This window comes from Methylophaga sp. OBS3 (genome assembly GCF_026319325.1).
In the GTDB taxonomy this organism is placed as follows: Bacteria; Pseudomonadota; Gammaproteobacteria; order Nitrosococcales; family Methylophagaceae; genus Methylophaga.
This window is the reverse complement of the sequence record NZ_JAPDMU010000002.1, coordinates 426,411-440,683: the sequence shown is the minus strand read 5'-3', so window position 1 is coordinate 440,683 and position 14,273 is coordinate 426,411. Positions and strand designations below refer to the sequence as shown.

General features: G+C 44.1%; 14 protein-coding genes. 8 read left to right on the top strand and 6 right to left on the bottom strand.

Annotated features, from left to right (window positions below):
• Positions 1 to 6: 6 nt before the first annotated feature.
• The 3 genes from OMP94_RS06505 to fae all read left to right on the top strand — a co-directional run bounded on the left by OMP94_RS06505 (position 7) and on the right by fae (position 2,426).
• On the top strand, positions 7 to 933 hold the full coding sequence (locus OMP94_RS06505) for an ATP-grasp domain-containing protein (RefSeq protein ID WP_266277420.1): 927 nt from the start codon (positions 7 to 9) through the stop codon (positions 931 to 933).
• The gene (locus OMP94_RS06500) at positions 923 to 1,798 is read left to right on the top strand and encodes a triphosphoribosyl-dephospho-CoA synthase (RefSeq protein WP_266277418.1); all 876 of its coding nucleotides are present in this window, start codon (positions 923 to 925) and stop codon (positions 1,796 to 1,798) included. Before OMP94_RS06505 ends, OMP94_RS06500 begins: the two co-directional genes overlap by 11 nt.
• Positions 1,799 to 1,907: 109 nt before the next feature.
• On the top strand, positions 1,908 to 2,426 hold the full coding sequence (gene fae / locus OMP94_RS06495) for a formaldehyde-activating enzyme (protein WP_266277416.1): 519 nt from the start codon (positions 1,908 to 1,910) through the stop codon (positions 2,424 to 2,426).
• Between the two features lie 58 nt (positions 2,427 to 2,484).
• Here the strand turns inward: fae and OMP94_RS06490 are convergent, their stop codons facing one another.
• Positions 2,485 to 3,177, bottom strand: a complete 693-nt coding sequence (locus tag OMP94_RS06490; protein ID WP_266277412.1) for a HisA/HisF-related TIM barrel protein — start codon at positions 3,175 to 3,177, stop codon at positions 2,485 to 2,487.
• 23 nt (positions 3,178 to 3,200) lie between these two features.
• Here OMP94_RS06490 and OMP94_RS06485 point away from each other — a divergent pair, with 23 nt between their 5' ends.
• Genes OMP94_RS06485 through OMP94_RS06465 form a run of 5 tightly spaced genes read left to right on the top strand, consistent with a single transcriptional unit; the run spans position 3,201 to position 8,281 of the window.
• Positions 3,201 to 4,166 (top strand): ATP-grasp domain-containing protein, encoded by a 966-nt coding sequence (locus OMP94_RS06485; RefSeq protein ID WP_266277410.1) that lies wholly within the window; start codon positions 3,201 to 3,203, stop codon positions 4,164 to 4,166.
• Positions 4,159 to 5,193 carry a hydantoinase/oxoprolinase family protein gene (locus OMP94_RS06480; RefSeq protein ID WP_266277408.1) on the top strand — a complete coding sequence of 345 codons (1,035 nt, stop codon included), beginning with the start codon at positions 4,159 to 4,161 and terminating at the stop codon, positions 5,191 to 5,193. Before OMP94_RS06485 ends, OMP94_RS06480 begins: the two co-directional genes overlap by 8 nt.
• A gap of 9 nt (positions 5,194 to 5,202) precedes the next feature.
• On the top strand, positions 5,203 to 6,588 hold the full coding sequence (pabB, locus tag OMP94_RS06475) for an aminodeoxychorismate synthase component I (RefSeq protein ID WP_266277406.1): 1,386 nt from the start codon (positions 5,203 to 5,205) through the stop codon (positions 6,586 to 6,588).
• Positions 6,585 to 7,157: a delta 1-pyrroline-5-carboxylate synthetase gene (locus OMP94_RS06470; RefSeq protein WP_266277404.1), complete on the top strand. Its 573-nt coding sequence runs from the start codon at positions 6,585 to 6,587 to the stop codon at positions 7,155 to 7,157. The genes pabB and OMP94_RS06470 overlap by 4 nt, the downstream gene beginning before the upstream one ends.
• Entirely contained in the window at positions 7,154 to 8,281 is a 1,128-nt protein-coding gene (locus tag OMP94_RS06465; protein ID WP_266277402.1) for a pyridoxal phosphate-dependent decarboxylase family protein, read from the top strand. The genes OMP94_RS06470 and OMP94_RS06465 overlap by 4 nt, the downstream gene beginning before the upstream one ends.
• Here OMP94_RS06465 and OMP94_RS06460 read toward each other — a convergent pair.
• The 5 genes from OMP94_RS06460 to OMP94_RS06440 all read right to left on the bottom strand — a co-directional run bounded on the left by OMP94_RS06460 (position 8,256) and on the right by OMP94_RS06440 (position 14,272).
• Positions 8,256 to 9,854: an AAA family ATPase gene (locus tag OMP94_RS06460; protein ID WP_266277400.1), complete on the bottom strand. Its 1,599-nt coding sequence runs from the start codon at positions 9,852 to 9,854 to the stop codon at positions 8,256 to 8,258. The two genes, OMP94_RS06465 and OMP94_RS06460, sit on opposite strands and share 26 nt — an antisense overlap.
• Before the next feature lie 10 nt (positions 9,855 to 9,864).
• Complete coding sequence (gene aroB / locus OMP94_RS06455) at positions 9,865 to 10,941, bottom strand: 3-dehydroquinate synthase (RefSeq protein ID WP_266277510.1); 1,077 nt, start codon at positions 10,939 to 10,941, stop codon at positions 9,865 to 9,867.
• Positions 10,941 to 11,474 carry a shikimate kinase AroK gene (gene aroK, locus OMP94_RS06450; RefSeq protein ID WP_323135065.1) on the bottom strand — a complete coding sequence of 178 codons (534 nt, stop codon included), beginning with the start codon at positions 11,472 to 11,474 and terminating at the stop codon, positions 10,941 to 10,943. The genes aroB and aroK overlap by 1 nt, the downstream gene beginning before the upstream one ends.
• A 95-nt stretch (positions 11,475 to 11,569) precedes the next feature.
• A complete protein-coding gene (gene pilQ / locus OMP94_RS06445) occupies positions 11,570 to 13,723 on the bottom strand; it encodes a type IV pilus secretin PilQ (RefSeq protein ID WP_266277395.1) in 2,154 nt (717 codons plus the stop codon).
• Between the two features lie 12 nt (positions 13,724 to 13,735).
• Entirely contained in the window at positions 13,736 to 14,272 is a 537-nt protein-coding gene (locus tag OMP94_RS06440) for a pilus assembly protein PilP (RefSeq protein ID WP_266277393.1), read from the bottom strand.
• Between the last annotated feature and the right edge of the window lies 1 nt (position 14,273).

Here is a 14,273-nt window from a genome sequence, read left to right as displayed (position 1 = left end):
TCATTAATGCCCAAGCCCCGTGTAGTTATATTTAACGATACCCATGGCTGGCATAGTGAACAGCTAACAGCATCGTTTAACGCATTAGGTATCGATACGGTATACAGTGATTTGGCTTTATGCCGTATTGATTTAACGCTGCCGAATCGAATATTTATTCCGGGTTTAGACAATCAACTTCCTGATGCCGTGCTGGTGCGCGGCATCGCTCCTGGAAGCCTGGAGCAAATCACACTTCGTATGGATGTTCTCCATACCCTACATGAAATCGGTATCCCTGTTCTTAACTCGGCAAGTGTCATTGAACTGACCGTCGATAAAGCAAGAACCTCTTTAAGACTGGCCATGGCCGGACTTAATACGCCGCCTACTTGGGCATGTGAGGATCGTCAACAAGCCGTCGACATTATTCGTCGAGAGCTTAATGCCGGCTATTCCGTGGTGATGAAACCATTATTTGGCTGCCAAGGTAAAGGGATCATTCGTATTGATTCATTAGAACAAATGGATTTAGTAGTACCCGTTGGCGAAGCCTTTTACTTACAACGCTATGTACTACCCGAGCAGCAAGGTGCTTGGCAAGATTGGCGCTTAATGGTCATTGAAAATCAACTGGTTGCAGCAATGTCACGCCGGTCAGGTCATTGGATCACCAACTTTGCCCAAGGCGCCCAATGTTTTGCCACCACAGTTACCGAAGAAATGCATTATTTGGCATTGGCAGCAACACGCGCTGTCGAAGCACCCTATGCGGGTGTCGACTTAATCAAAGATCACAATGGTCACTTTAGTGTGCTTGAGGTGAATAGTGTGCCGGCTTGGAAAGGTTTACACCAAGCAACAGGTATCGATATCTCAGGTCCAATTGCCAAAATGGTCGCCAATCACATCTCACAAAAGCAGCCAAACAAATTTCCTGAAAATGTTATCTGAGCAACAACTCACAGAGTGTATTAAGTGGGCCTGTGAACAAGAAGTGATGGCCCTTAAACCGGGTAATGTAAATCCCCATCGTGATGGTCATCAAATGCAGCTGGATGACTTTATCAGAAGCGCCACAGCCATCGCCTCGGTGATGGCCAAGCGAGACTTAACCGTTGGGCAAAGAATCTTACAAGGCGTCATCGCCACCAGAAAAGTCGTCGACTGTAATACCAACCTCGGCATTATTTTATTATTTGCCCCGATTATTGAAGCGAATTGGCAAGTTAATAGTTTTTCAGAACTCCCTAGAGCCATCGAAAAAGTTCTCAAAAACTTAACAATTGAAGATGCTGTTGATTGTTATCAAGCGATTCAAATGGCCGAGGCCGGCAACCTTGGTGAAAGTAGCCAACAAGACATTCGCCGCAAACCATCCGTAACCCTGCTCGAAGCCATGAATTTGGCCGAAAATCGTGACAGCATTGCTCGGCAATATGTCAATAATTACAAAGAGGTATGGGAAATTGCCTTTAAGGAATTGACAAATTCCTTAAACTGTGGGGAAAAGGTTGAATGGGCTACCGCTTTAGCGTATCTTAATGTCCTATCAAGTGTCCCTGACACGCTGGTTAGCCGTAAGTTTTCAAGGCATAAATCGCAAGAAATTTCAGAACAGGCGAAATTATTTGTTGAAAAAATGAATAACAACTCCACATTAAGTTCTATGCAACCACAGCTCCTTGAATGGGACCAACATTTAAAGTGTCAAGCAATCAATCCCGGTACTACCGCAGATATCTGTGCAGCAGCATTATTACTGCATGCATTAGAACAAGCTGACACAAACCGAATTTCAGTAGCTCAATGCACATAGCGGGCGGCGCTGAGCAGGTGATACGTTCCTTTATTACGTATAAACCGCTTCTCTTGGAGCGGAAAAAATGAGCCTTTTTGACAATTTTTTTGGAACAGGAAGATATAACATGCCAGTTATCGATCGCGTACTTGTAGGTGAATCTCTGGTCATCGAAGATGGTGACTTAGACAACGTTGCACACATTGACTTAATCATGGGTCCACGTGGCTCAGCTGCGGAAGATGCATTCTGCCGTACACTGACTGATCAAAAACAAGGTGTTAACGGTCTGTTGGCTGTCGTCGCACCTAACCTGATGGTTAAACCTGCAACCGTCATGTTTAACAAAGTTACTATCAAAAACATGAAACAAGCCGTTCAAATGTTCGGCCCAGCACAACGTGGTGTTTCATTGGCAGTAGCTGAATGTGTTGAAGACGGTACTATCCCAGCTGGTGAAGCTGATGATTGCTTCATCTGCGTTGGTGTATTCATTTCACCAACTGCTGATAGTGATCAAAAAATCCAAGACTGGAACTACCGTGCAACTAAAGAAGCTATCAAACGTGCAGTAGCACGTGAGCCAAAAGCTGCTGATGTTGTTGCTCAGTACAAAACTAGCGAACATCCGTTCGGCGCTAACTAAGCCTTACGCTTGTAGCAAATTTGGATCTGGCCCTCACCGAGGGCCAGTTTTCCAAAACTTAATACCCCGATAAAGCAGTCAAGTCTGCTGCTGTCAAAATTCCTTTATGTAACGCACTAGCGAGTAATACGGACTCAATTCCCATCTCAGCTAAACGAGCTAAATCTTTTTTAGTTCGAATCCCACCAGATGCAATCCATTGTTGTCCTGGATGCGCTAATTTCAATTGTTCCAATCTTTCATAACCAGGGCCCGTGGTTCGGCCAACCGCATCTAAATCCATCGCGATCACTTGTAATGGCCAAACTGCACGGTCTGCAAGCCAACGGCTATCACCTAACAACTGTCCATTTCGAAAATCCAAAGATAAGATCCAGTTATCCAATTCTGCTGCTGCATACTCACAGGGTAAAGTTTCACTCCCCGCAACCCAACGAATATTGTTGGCAGGTGGTGCTTGCTGCAACTGCCTTGCACGCCGAATACCAGCATCAAGCCAAATTTGTAGTGAGGGGAATTGTTGTGCCAACGATTGATAAAACGCTTTATCTAAAGGCTCGCCTTCGATACTGTCTAGATCAGCAATGTAAATCGTTTTGAAATCATGAAACGCTAATAAGTCTCTAATTACTTCTGCAGGTGTCGTTGCCTGAGTTAACACCGAGGTAAGTAACGGGTAACTTGATCTTGCGCCGCCTTGGGCTAAAACGACTTGCCCCTTTAGTACATCAATGACCGGTATAATCTGCACGTGAACTTAGCCTTTAAGCAATCATGAAAATAGTTGTCTACGAATATTTTACCAGTGGTGCATTACTTAATAGGGATTTCTCATCCGAACTTGCACATGAGGGTGATGAAATGTTGCAAGCAGTGATTAACGACATGCTCAGCAACACATCATTTCAGCCAACTGTCATCCGTGATGCGAGGCTACCGCCGCTAAATAACATCAACAATATTCGTGTTGATTCTGTTTCAGCCTATCAACAAGCTTGGCAACAATGTCTTGAAGAGGAAACGCGGTTTCTTTTAATTGCGCCAGAAACTGAGGGAGTATTGGCTTCGTTAGCTACGCAAGTCCTCAACGCGGGTAGACAATTACTCGGTACATCACCTAAAACGACTGCGTTATGCACTAATAAGCTTGAATGTAGTCAAAAGTTGGCATCAACTGATATCTCAACAATACCGACACAAACTGCTGAAAACTGGTTGGCACAACCTGCATTTTTAGGGGCGTTAATCTGTAAACCAATTGACGGTGCAGGTTGTGTAGATACCTATTTATTTGAAAGTGAAATCGCGGCCGCCCATTATTTACATCAATGTTCGCACCACCAAAGGCAAACAATCATCGTACAACCTTTCATCTCAGGAACCCCGATGAGTTTGTCAGTTTTTTTTGCCGACAAACCTCATATTTTGTCGTGCAACCAACAAATTATTACTGGCAATAACCAACTGACATATGAGGGATCTATTGTTAACTTACCTTTCCCAAATGCCTTAACAAAAGTCCAAGCCACAACGATGCTGACGAAACTACGGTCGCTGCTGCCAGAGCTATGGGGTTTTGTAGGGGTTGACCTGATTGTTAATGAAGATGAGTATTGGATTGTTGATATTAACCCGCGCTTAACCACCTCATTTAACCAGCTCTCGCAACTCGAAACCTCGCCAGCACAAAGGCTATTTAACGCGCTGGCTGAAAATGAGTTTAAGGTAAGTAATGATTAGTCCAAAAGCTTATTTTTCGGGATGGGATATTGGTGGCGCACATGTCAAAGTGTCGCGCTGTGACTGGCAAGGCAACATTATTCAAAACTTGGAACTTCCCTGCCAACTCTGGAAAGGCATAACAGGCCTATCGGAAACACTTAAAAAATCACTGCAGCAATTTGATAACCGAGAAGATAGACACTTTATTACCTTAACCGGCGAATCTGCTGATTGTTTTACTAACCGCCAGCAAGGTGTTGTTCAGATTTTAGACTGTGTGCAACAGCTGATTGATCCCGATAACTGCGTCGTTTTTAGTCAGTCACAAGATTGGTTAACCATAAGCCAAGCCCAACAATGCTGGCAACAAGTTGCCTCGATGAATTGGTTAGCAACTGCTACGTGGTGTGGCATTGAACATCCCGATGCACTATTAATTGATATTGGCAGCACAACAGCCGATCTTATTTGCATTATTAATGGCAAACCGACTTTAAAAGGCTTTACTGATCAAGCCAGACTACAAAGCGGTGAGCTGGTTTATAACGGCGTGATTCGAACACCATTAATGGCATTAGCGCAGGATGTACCATTTTCAGGACTTCATCAGCGAGTAGCTAATGAAGTTTTCGCTACCACAGCCGATGTTTGGCGATTACAAAATATGTTACCAGTCGATATTGCTGATAGCAGTGCTGATGGACAGTCATGGCAAGCACAACACTGCCAACAGCGACTGGCAAGAATGGTGGGTAGTGACGCTGAAAACTATTCGAAAGAAACTTGGCAAGAATTGGCTGAGTGGTATGGGCAGCAACAAATACAACAACTGCTGCAAGCCTGCCAACAAGTTATTGAAACACACAAGCTTATGCCAGAAGCCCCTGTCATCGGTGCGGGGGTTGGTCGTTTTCTGGCTTTAACGCTTGCTCAGAAATTAAATAGACCTTATCTCGATATGGCGGATTTACAATTAAATGCGCAAGCGACCATTGGTGCGCCAGCTACTGCATTAGCGCTTCTTGGCTGGCGACAGTTCACGTAAAATAGTCGAATGACTGAATCTAGCCTGCGCCATATCAACTTGCCCTACCATGCCGATGGTGCAATTTATTTTGAGCAGATCCGCGATCTCCCTTGGCCAGTAATGCTTGATAGTGCGGGTATGGCTGATGATATTGGCCGCTTCGATATTATTACAGCTGACCCATTTATCACCCTAGAAACTTCGGGAGATAAAACACATATTCAGTTCCGCGATAAGACATCTGAAAGCCACCACGAAGATCCGTTCCACCTACTACAAACACAATTAGCCCGCTTTCCAACGGCCAGTGCTGACTTTCCTTTTACTGGTGGTGCGATTGGTTACTTTGCCTATGACTTAGGCCGTGTCATTGAGTCTTTACCGATAAAGGCTGAAGATGTTGAGCATTTACCGGAGATGGCTGTCGGTATTTATGATTGGGCGCTTCTCATCGATCATCAAACCAAAAGCTGTATCTTGGTCTGTCATAACTTTGATCCCTACAGTGAAACGTTATTGTCGTTGTTGGTGAAGCGCTTTGAGAATCTCACGCCATTAAATAGTCAATTTAAAGTGTCAGGTCAGCTTAATACCAATATGGATGAGTCGACCTATGCTAAAGCTTTTCAGCGTATTCAAGACTACATTCTTGAAGGTGACTGTTATCAGGTAAACCTTGCCAAACGATTTGAAATAGCTGCTGATGGTGACCCTTGGGCAGCTTATAAGTTACTTAGAAAACATAATGCTGCGCCGTTCTCGGCATTTCTGGATACGCCAAAAGCCTGTGTGCTCAGTTCATCACCAGAAAGACTGTTATCAGTTCGCAATGGTAAAATTGAGACCAAACCGATTAAAGGTACGCGTCCACGAGCGCTAAATAACCCGGCGAAAGATAAACAAAATGCCGATGAGCTTTTAACTAGCCTCAAAGACCGCGCTGAAAATCTGATGATCGTGGATTTACTTCGCAACGATTTGGGCAAAGTTTGCGTACCAGGCAGCATCAAAGTACCAAAAGCATTTGCCTTAGAGTCTTTCGCTACAGTGCATCACTTGGTGAGTACCATCACAGGAACCTTAGCAGCGGATCAAAGTCCTGTATCACTACTTCGTGCGTGCTTCCCTGGTGGCTCTATTACCGGTGCACCGAAATTACGTGCTATGGAAATTATCGAAGAACTCGAGCCACACCGGCGCGGCGTTTATTGTGGCAGCATTGCCTACATTGGTTTTGACGGCAATATGGACAGTAACATTACTATCCGTACATTGGTCTATAACCATAACCGACTCAGATTTTGGGCAGGTGGCGGCATTGTTGCTGACTCAGATTGTGCAGACGAACATCAGGAAGTATTGGATAAAGCCGCAGCGATGTTGCATCTTGTCGAGCAACTGCGCCAACAATGAATGTCGTCAAGCTAGGTGGCAGCTTATATCATCAACCTCGCTTAAAAAGCTGGTTACACAAGCTGCAAAACGAAGCAAAAACATCATCAATTTTGGTTGTTGCAGGTGGCGGTCCATTTGCGGATTGTGTTCGTGAGGCCCAGCAAGATCACCAGCTATCAGACACTTCCGCACATCAAATGGCCATCATTGCCATGAAACAATTTGCTTTACTGTTGCTTGATATGCAGCCAGAAGCAACAGCCGTCCATCATCTATCAACGCTCCCCAAAACAGGGCTGTATATTTGGCTCCCTGATGACAAGGCTATGATGGAAACGGACTTACCCTGCTCTTGGGCAGTGACTTCCGATAGCATTGCGCTTTGGTTAGCTCAGCAACATCAGGCTGAGCAGCTGATTATTGTTAAAAGCTGTGATCTTTATGACTATGACATCAAAACGTTAACAAAAACGGGTGTGTTAGATAGGCACTTCTCAACGCTATACCATCAATATCCGCTCCCCTGCTACATTGTTCAAGAGTCAAACCTCAATAGCAGCCTCAGCTCAAACCTGCGTTTAACATGACCAAAACGTTTTTTGATGGATTAGTTGATGAGCTTGGCTTGGTTTTAAATGGTGAAACCAAGTCACTATGCCAACAGCTTATTGATGAGACTGTCCAAAAGCCCTTTACCCAAACTGCGCATATGAGCGGTAGTCTTTATCCAGCAGCGTTGGCAGGCCAGGTTTTAGCAACATTGCATCAAGGAAATTTATTATCAGCCGCCAATTTTCCAACGCTACGGCAAGTTGAAGCGGATACGCTTGCTGAAATGGCTGCGCTTTTTTCGTTTCCTTTTGGCCATTTCACTACAGGTGGCAGTATGGGTAACTTGGAGGCGTTAGCTAAAGCCAAGGCACGTTACCCCAACCTAAATACTGTTTATGTCAGTGATAGCTGTCATTATTCGATTAATAAGGCCTGCCTATTTTTAGGCTTATCGTTAATTCAAATTCCGACTGATAGTGATTACAGAATAGACCTTCAAGCTCTTCAGCAGGCTTGCGAGGCTGAAAAACCCCTTGCGATTATCGCTAATGCTGGCAGCACGAGTGGTGGCCATATTGATCCGTTAGTTAACATTGCTGAGATAGCCAAACAATATCAATGTTGGTTTCACATTGATGCGGCTTGGGGCGGTTTTATGGCTTTATTAGACGTTACCGCTATCAGTGATGCTGGTCTTTATGCTGACTCACTATGTTTTGATCCACATAAATCCCTCGGTCAGCCAAGACCCTGTGGTTTATTGTTTTATAAACAGCCGCTAGCCAAAGTCACAAGCAATGCAGAGTATTTATCAGAAGCACCTGATACGCGTCTGATTGGCTCAAGGGGCGGAGAGTATTTTTTATCGCTATGGCTGACGCTGCAGCATCATGGGTTGTGCGAGATAAAAATAGATCTTAAACGAAAAATTGAAGAGTCTCAGCAGCTTATGGCCTTATTGCAAGGCAAAGTTGGTCATCTTATTTATGGTGAAACCGGCATCATCTGCTTTCAGCATAACAAGAATTTACAACCGCCTATTGATGAGCAAGTTCTGTCACAAACAACACTCAATAAACAGCCTTATTATCGTATCGTTTTTGCCGATCGTCATGCTCGCGCAGAAGATGTCTTTATGCGTCTGGCGCCTTATCTCTGATCTGCGTCTGGACCCCATCAAATCGACGCAGCCAGCTCGATACACCATTTAAAGGTTTAGGCCATTTGGCACTTGCTTGGACAGCAGCATTTTTGCTGTTGTAAACCCCGTAAATTAACGCATACCACACTTGGTTATTACGCATGCTGGCAAATACCGCGACATTACCAGTTAACTGGTACTTTTTAATGTAGTCGTCAATTTCACTTCTGTCCCAGCTGCCCATTAGCTGAAACGTAAACGCTGTCTTTGGTTGCTCCATGATCCAGTCTGCGCCGTGAACCTTATTCACTGACTTAGGCTGCTCAGATTGTTTGGCTTCCGGCGTTTTTACTTCAACAATTGTCTCAATTTTTTCTACTTCGGTATCGCGCAAAGCTTCAGTAGTTTGCGTAGGCATCTCATCTACAGGCGTAAAAGGAGGGATGACAACCGATTCCTCTTCCACCACATTTTGTGTATCTGATGAATCACTAGCTTGCTCAACCGTACTTATCTGCTCAGTAATGAATGGCTCACCTATTGATGGTGATTCGACACTTTGTGTCTCTTCCAGCTCTTCCAGTAACTCAATTAAATTTTGCTTTTCAGCCTCTGCATTTGTGAGCACAGTATCTTCATCAATTACCACCATTGGCAACTCAGGTGCCTCGATAATTTCCTCAACATCATTGTCCGTTGGCTGACTTTGCCCAAGCCATTCATTGATATTTTTCTGGAAAATTAATAACAGTAATAAGGCAATGGCTACCGGCAACATAGGTAACCATTTAATCCACTTAGGCATTCGCCATGAAGGTAAAGCAGGTAGCTGCCAACTTCGGTTCACGCCAAGAAGTTGCTGATGAGCCTGATGATTTATTTCTGATGGAATACCATTACTTCGCTTTTGAATGCGTTGTAGTTGTTTATCCGTAAATGGCAGATCATCCTGCCAGCCTGCGGCTTGCAGTCTTTGTAATAAATAAGCAGGGATTTCATCCGTTGCGACTGGCAACAACTCCAGTTCTTGGAAGCGGTCGTTTCGAATGTTTTGAATTGCTGTGATGTTATTCGTCGCAACAACGGCCTTTAACAAATATTGGCCTTCATGCTGCCAATGCAACCAAGTCGCTAATTGTTGCTGAATGCTGCTATCTAATTTGTCAGCATCATCAAGTAACAAAACTGGTGTTATCTGAATTTGCGATAACTGTTGCAGACGCTGCCGAAGTAACTGTTGCTGATCGCCACCAAGTTGCGTATCACCAGTGCTACCAAAAGCTTGTAAACACTGCTGTGTAATTGTGGCGAGGCTGATATTTTCACCAGCAGTTAATAAGCAAAAACGTAAATCCTCACCAGCTCGTTGTTGGACAGCGCGCAATAAAGAAGACTTACCCAAACCATCGGCGGCATGTAGTAGACAGATCTGACTGCTACTACGAAGCAAATGTAAGATTAAATTAAGTCGCTGACTCACTTGTCTGCCAGCAAAAAAGCTTCCAGGCAGGTTTTGCCGGCTAAACGGATTACTATGCAATGCAAGACGGTCTAGATAAGCGGGCTCCGCAGTAGCATGCATTTCCGTCATAAACTAATCCTTAGCAGAATGCGTCCAAAGTAGCCGCTAAATGTTCTGGCGCATAATCATCACTGATAACTGACTGACCAATGCCCCGCATCAGAATTAAGCGTATAGCGCCATCTTGGACTTTCTTGTCCACGGCCATCAAATCCATAAAACGACCTGTCGTCATTTCTTCAGGTACTGTTATTGGCAATCCAGCAGCTTGTAATACTGACTTAATACGTTCTACTTCAGCGGTTTGTATCCAACCTAAACGCTGCGATAAATCAGCCGCCATGACCATACCAATCGCAATAGCCTCCCCATGGAGCACAACACCATAGCCACAGCCTGTTTCGATTGCATGACCAAAGGTATGTCCTAAATTCAGTAGAGCCCGAACGCCTTGCTCACGTTCATCCGCAGCAACGGTATCGGCTTTATCTTGGCAAGAACGTGCAATTGCTTGCGTTAATAATTCAGGTTGGCGTGCAACGAGACCTGCCATGTTGGCCTCAAGCCAATCAAAAAAATCGGCATCATTAATCAGGCCATATTTGATGACCTCAGCCAACCCAGCAGACAATTGACGATCATCTAACGTATTTAGCGTATCAATATCCGCAAAAACACATTGTGGCTGGTAAAAAGCACCAATCATGTTTTTGCCAAGAGGATGATTTACTGCTGTTTTACCACCGACAGAGGAATCCACTTGAGACAGTAAAGTGGTTGGCACTTGGATGAATGGCACACCACGTTGATAACATGCTGCAGCAAAGCCAGCCATATCACCAATTACGCCACCACCTAAAGCTATGATAGTAGTTTGACGTGACATTCTGGCTTTTAGCAGTCCATCAAAAACAGCCTGTAAAACTTCAAATGTTTTATATTGCTCACCATCAGGCAGGATAACGGTTTCAACACGATAATTCGCTAACGTTTCTTTGACCGTATCCAAATATAGTGGTGCAACTGTGTCATTGGTAACAATCAGTACTTCTTTGCCTTTAATATGAGCTGCAAACAATTCTGTTTGTGTCAGAAGCTGCTCACCAATATAAATCGGATAACTGCGCTTACCGAGTGCAACTTGTAACGTTTTCATCATGTTGATTGTTCTTTATTCACTTTTTCTAATTGTCGAATAACTTCACTTACCGTGCGTTGAACAGAATGCTCACCGGTTGGGATCGTAATGTCGGCAATTTCCCTATACAACGGATCCCGCTGAGCTAATAACTGTTTAATTTGTTGTCGTTTATCGCCAGTTTGTAATAACGGCCGGCTTTTATCGCGAGCCATTCGGCGATAAAGTTGTTCTGCTGTTGCTGCGAGATATATCACCGTACCTCGGTCTGCTAAATTTTGACGATTTTTTTCTGCCAAAATTGCACCACCACCGGTCGCAACCACCACATTTTTAAGGTCGGTTAATTCGTCGATCATTTTTTGCTCTCGATCACGAAAACCAGCTTCACCTTCTCGCTCAAAAATCCAAGAAATTGATACACCTGTACGCTGCTCAATTTCACGGTCACTGTCCCAAAAACGGCGCTTTAGTTTTTTGGCGAGTTGCCGACCAATTGTGGACTTACCCGCCCCCATTGGTCCAACTAGAAATATATTACCTGAAATCACAACTACCAGCGTTTCCCGGATTTTAAACGACAAAAAGCCGGATCTTTTCAGATCCGGCTAACATGATGCCAATACTATAGCGGCGAATATTGACGCTAATATTGCATGCCCTCTTTAACAATCTTTGGTGTAACAAAGACAAGCAACTCACGTTGACGATCTTCGTTGAAGGTATTTCTGAATAACACACCGACATAAGGTAAGTCGCCAAAGAATGGGACACGCTGAACACCAGTATTTTTGGTTTGTTCGTAAATACCCCCAAGCACCACAGTCTCACCATTGTCTACCAAAACCTGTGTTTTCACGCTACGGGTATCAATACTTGGTACGCCCAAGAAGATTTCACCAACTTCATCTTTATTGACTTCCAAATCCATCACAATCCGATCATCAGGTGTAATTTGGGGGGTTACATCTAACTTTAATACTGCTTCTTTAAATGACACTGATGTCGCACCACTTGAAGAGGCTTCCTGATAAGGGATCTCAGTACCTTGTTCAATTGTGGCTTGTTTTTGATTTGAGGTAATAACCCGAGGACTAGAAATAACTTCACCACGACCTTCTTCTTGCATCGCTGAAAGCTCAAGCTCCAAAATCATACCCATTGGTAACTTCGCTAATGCAAGCGCAATGCTCCCTGCAGGATTTGTTACTGGTAAATTAACATTCAGGTCTTCACCTAAACCTCTTGGATCATTCCCCATGCCTACTGGTGAGGAAAGATTTGGATTGCTATTACCCTCACGAACTTCTAGTCCATCCAATGAGCCTGACGTACCTGCTCCAAGTGTACGGCTTCGCCCAGAAGCTCCAAATCGAACACCTAATTCTTTACTAAAATCATTATTGGCAATAACGATACGTGACTCAATTAAGACCTGACGCACTGGAATATCTAATTGCTCAATCAGTTTTTGGATTTGAACTAACTGGTCCGCCGTATCACGCAGTAACAATGAGTTTGTCCGAGCATCAACAACCACGCTACCTCGCTCAGATAAAAATCCACCTTTACCATCAGCTGAGTCACCTTGGGTTGTAGTCAAAATCGTCGCAATTTCATCGGCTTTTGCAAAATTAACTTCGATAATTTCTGAATACAGCGGTTCTAACTCGACTAACTGTTTCTTTGCTTCAAGCTCTTGCTTTTCACGCGCAGCGATTTCGGCAGCTGGTGCAATTAACATTACGTTGCCATTTTGACGCATTGCCAAACCTTTGGTTTTTAAAATGATTTCCAAAGCTTGATCCCAAGGCACATTCTTCAAACGTAATGTCAGATTGCCAGTTACCGTATCACTGGTCACCAGATTCATACCGTTGAAATCTGCAAGCAGCTGCAATACTGCTCTCACTTCAATGTTTTGGAAGTTAAGTGACAGCTTTTCACCAGTATAACCAACTTGATCACCAGCTCTATCTGATTGAGAAACCGTTTCACGCGCTTTAACTTCAACAACCAGCTGGTTATCAGATTGATACGCTAAATGTTCGAAGTCACGGTTTGTCGTCAGTGTTAAAGTTGTACCATCACGGCTTTGCTCAGCATCAATCAATGAAACTGGTGTTGCGAAATCAACGACATCTAAACGACGGTGTAGTTTTTCTGGCAACGCTACACCAGGTAATTCAACTACAACGGTATCTCGCTCTTGTCTTACATCAACAGCAGCACCGGCAGAAGCCAAGTCAATAATTACCCGCGCCTCACCATCTTCACCACGACGAAAGTCAACATTCGTCACTTGATTACCACTCATTGGAACAGCACTACCACGAGCCTGACTGTTCGACATTTGTGGCGCATTACCATTCAAAGTGACTTTGACGATATTACCGTCTGTTTGAATTTCGTATGGAATTTTACGTAACAAGTTGATAACCATTCTTGTACGATCACCGGCTTCCACGGTGGCAATGCTGCGAGTTTCACCACTATTAATCTGGCGGGTACGCTCACTTAAAGCATTTTTGACACCATCAAAGTCCAAGACAATTCTAGCTGGCTCATCTGTCGCAAAATTGTTTGGCGCTTCTACTGGCTCTGAAAACGTTAATGTGACCTGCGCTTTATCACCGGGCAAACTATTGAAATCTAAGTTCTGTAGGTCTGCCGCTTGTGCTGTCGCGGCTAACCACATGGTCATAAAGATCCCTAAACCGCCTAAACGAAGATACTTATCACTACCACGGTGAGCCAGGAGCTGTTGTCTGTCCATTGTCATTACGTCTCTGCTAGTCATCTCGAATGGCCTTTAGTTAATCTCTACCACAGAAAGAGAGGTTTCTCGCTCTACATAACCATTGCCTTCCGGCACGATCTCTTTCAATTTTAGTTCACTGTCACTAATGGCCAAGATCTGACCGTAGTTACTACCCATATAATTACCAGTACGCACTTTATGAATCACACTGTCAGGCGCTCTAATAAGTGCCCAAATAGTATCTTGTTCAAGTGTGCCCACAAACTGCAAATCTGATAACGCAAAAAACTCGAGCGCTTCTTTGCGTCGATTAGTATCTGGACTAATGCCATTGTCTAAACTGCCAGCGATCTCACTAGTTGGTACATCAACCACTGTCGGTACAAAAGGATCCCTGAGATTCTCGGCTGCATACTCAAACTTTTCATATGGCTTCATCACTGGTATTGGCGGAATATCCGACTGAGACTGTGATTTAACCTCAGCAACATAGGCTCTTAGATCGTCTTTCTCGGGCTGACAACCGGTCAGCAAAATAAAAGCAGCAAGCCAAAAAATGAGGGCAGGCCGAAAAACATTAGTATGCATT

Bases quoted from the DNA above. Each gene is read 5' to 3' on its own strand.
- OMP94_RS06505 (WP_266277420.1), top strand. From the start codon at position 7: ATGCCCAAGCCCCGTGTAGTTATATTTAACGATACCCATGGCTGGCAT.
- OMP94_RS06500 (WP_266277418.1), top strand. From the start codon at position 923: ATGTTATCTGAGCAACAACTCACAGAGTGTATTAAGTGGGCCTGTGAA.
- fae (WP_266277416.1), top strand. From the start codon at position 1,908: ATGCCAGTTATCGATCGCGTACTTGTAGGTGAATCTCTGGTCATCGAA.
- OMP94_RS06485 (WP_266277410.1), top strand. From the start codon at position 3,201: ATGAAAATAGTTGTCTACGAATATTTTACCAGTGGTGCATTACTTAAT.
- OMP94_RS06480 (WP_266277408.1), top strand. From the start codon at position 4,159: ATGATTAGTCCAAAAGCTTATTTTTCGGGATGGGATATTGGTGGCGCA.
- pabB (WP_266277406.1), top strand. From the start codon at position 5,203: ATGACTGAATCTAGCCTGCGCCATATCAACTTGCCCTACCATGCCGAT.
- OMP94_RS06470 (WP_266277404.1), top strand. From the start codon at position 6,585: ATGAATGTCGTCAAGCTAGGTGGCAGCTTATATCATCAACCTCGCTTA.
- OMP94_RS06465 (WP_266277402.1), top strand. From the start codon at position 7,154: ATGACCAAAACGTTTTTTGATGGATTAGTTGATGAGCTTGGCTTGGTT.
- OMP94_RS06460 (WP_266277400.1), bottom strand. From the start codon at position 9,854: ATGACGGAAATGCATGCTACTGCGGAGCCCGCTTATCTAGACCGTCTT.
- aroB (WP_266277510.1), bottom strand. From the start codon at position 10,941: ATGAAAACGTTACAAGTTGCACTCGGTAAGCGCAGTTATCCGATTTAT.
- pilQ (WP_266277395.1), bottom strand. From the start codon at position 13,723: ATGACTAGCAGAGACGTAATGACAATGGACAGACAACAGCTCCTGGCT.
- OMP94_RS06440 (WP_266277393.1), bottom strand. From the start codon at position 14,272: ATGCATACTAATGTTTTTCGGCCTGCCCTCATTTTTTGGCTTGCTGCT.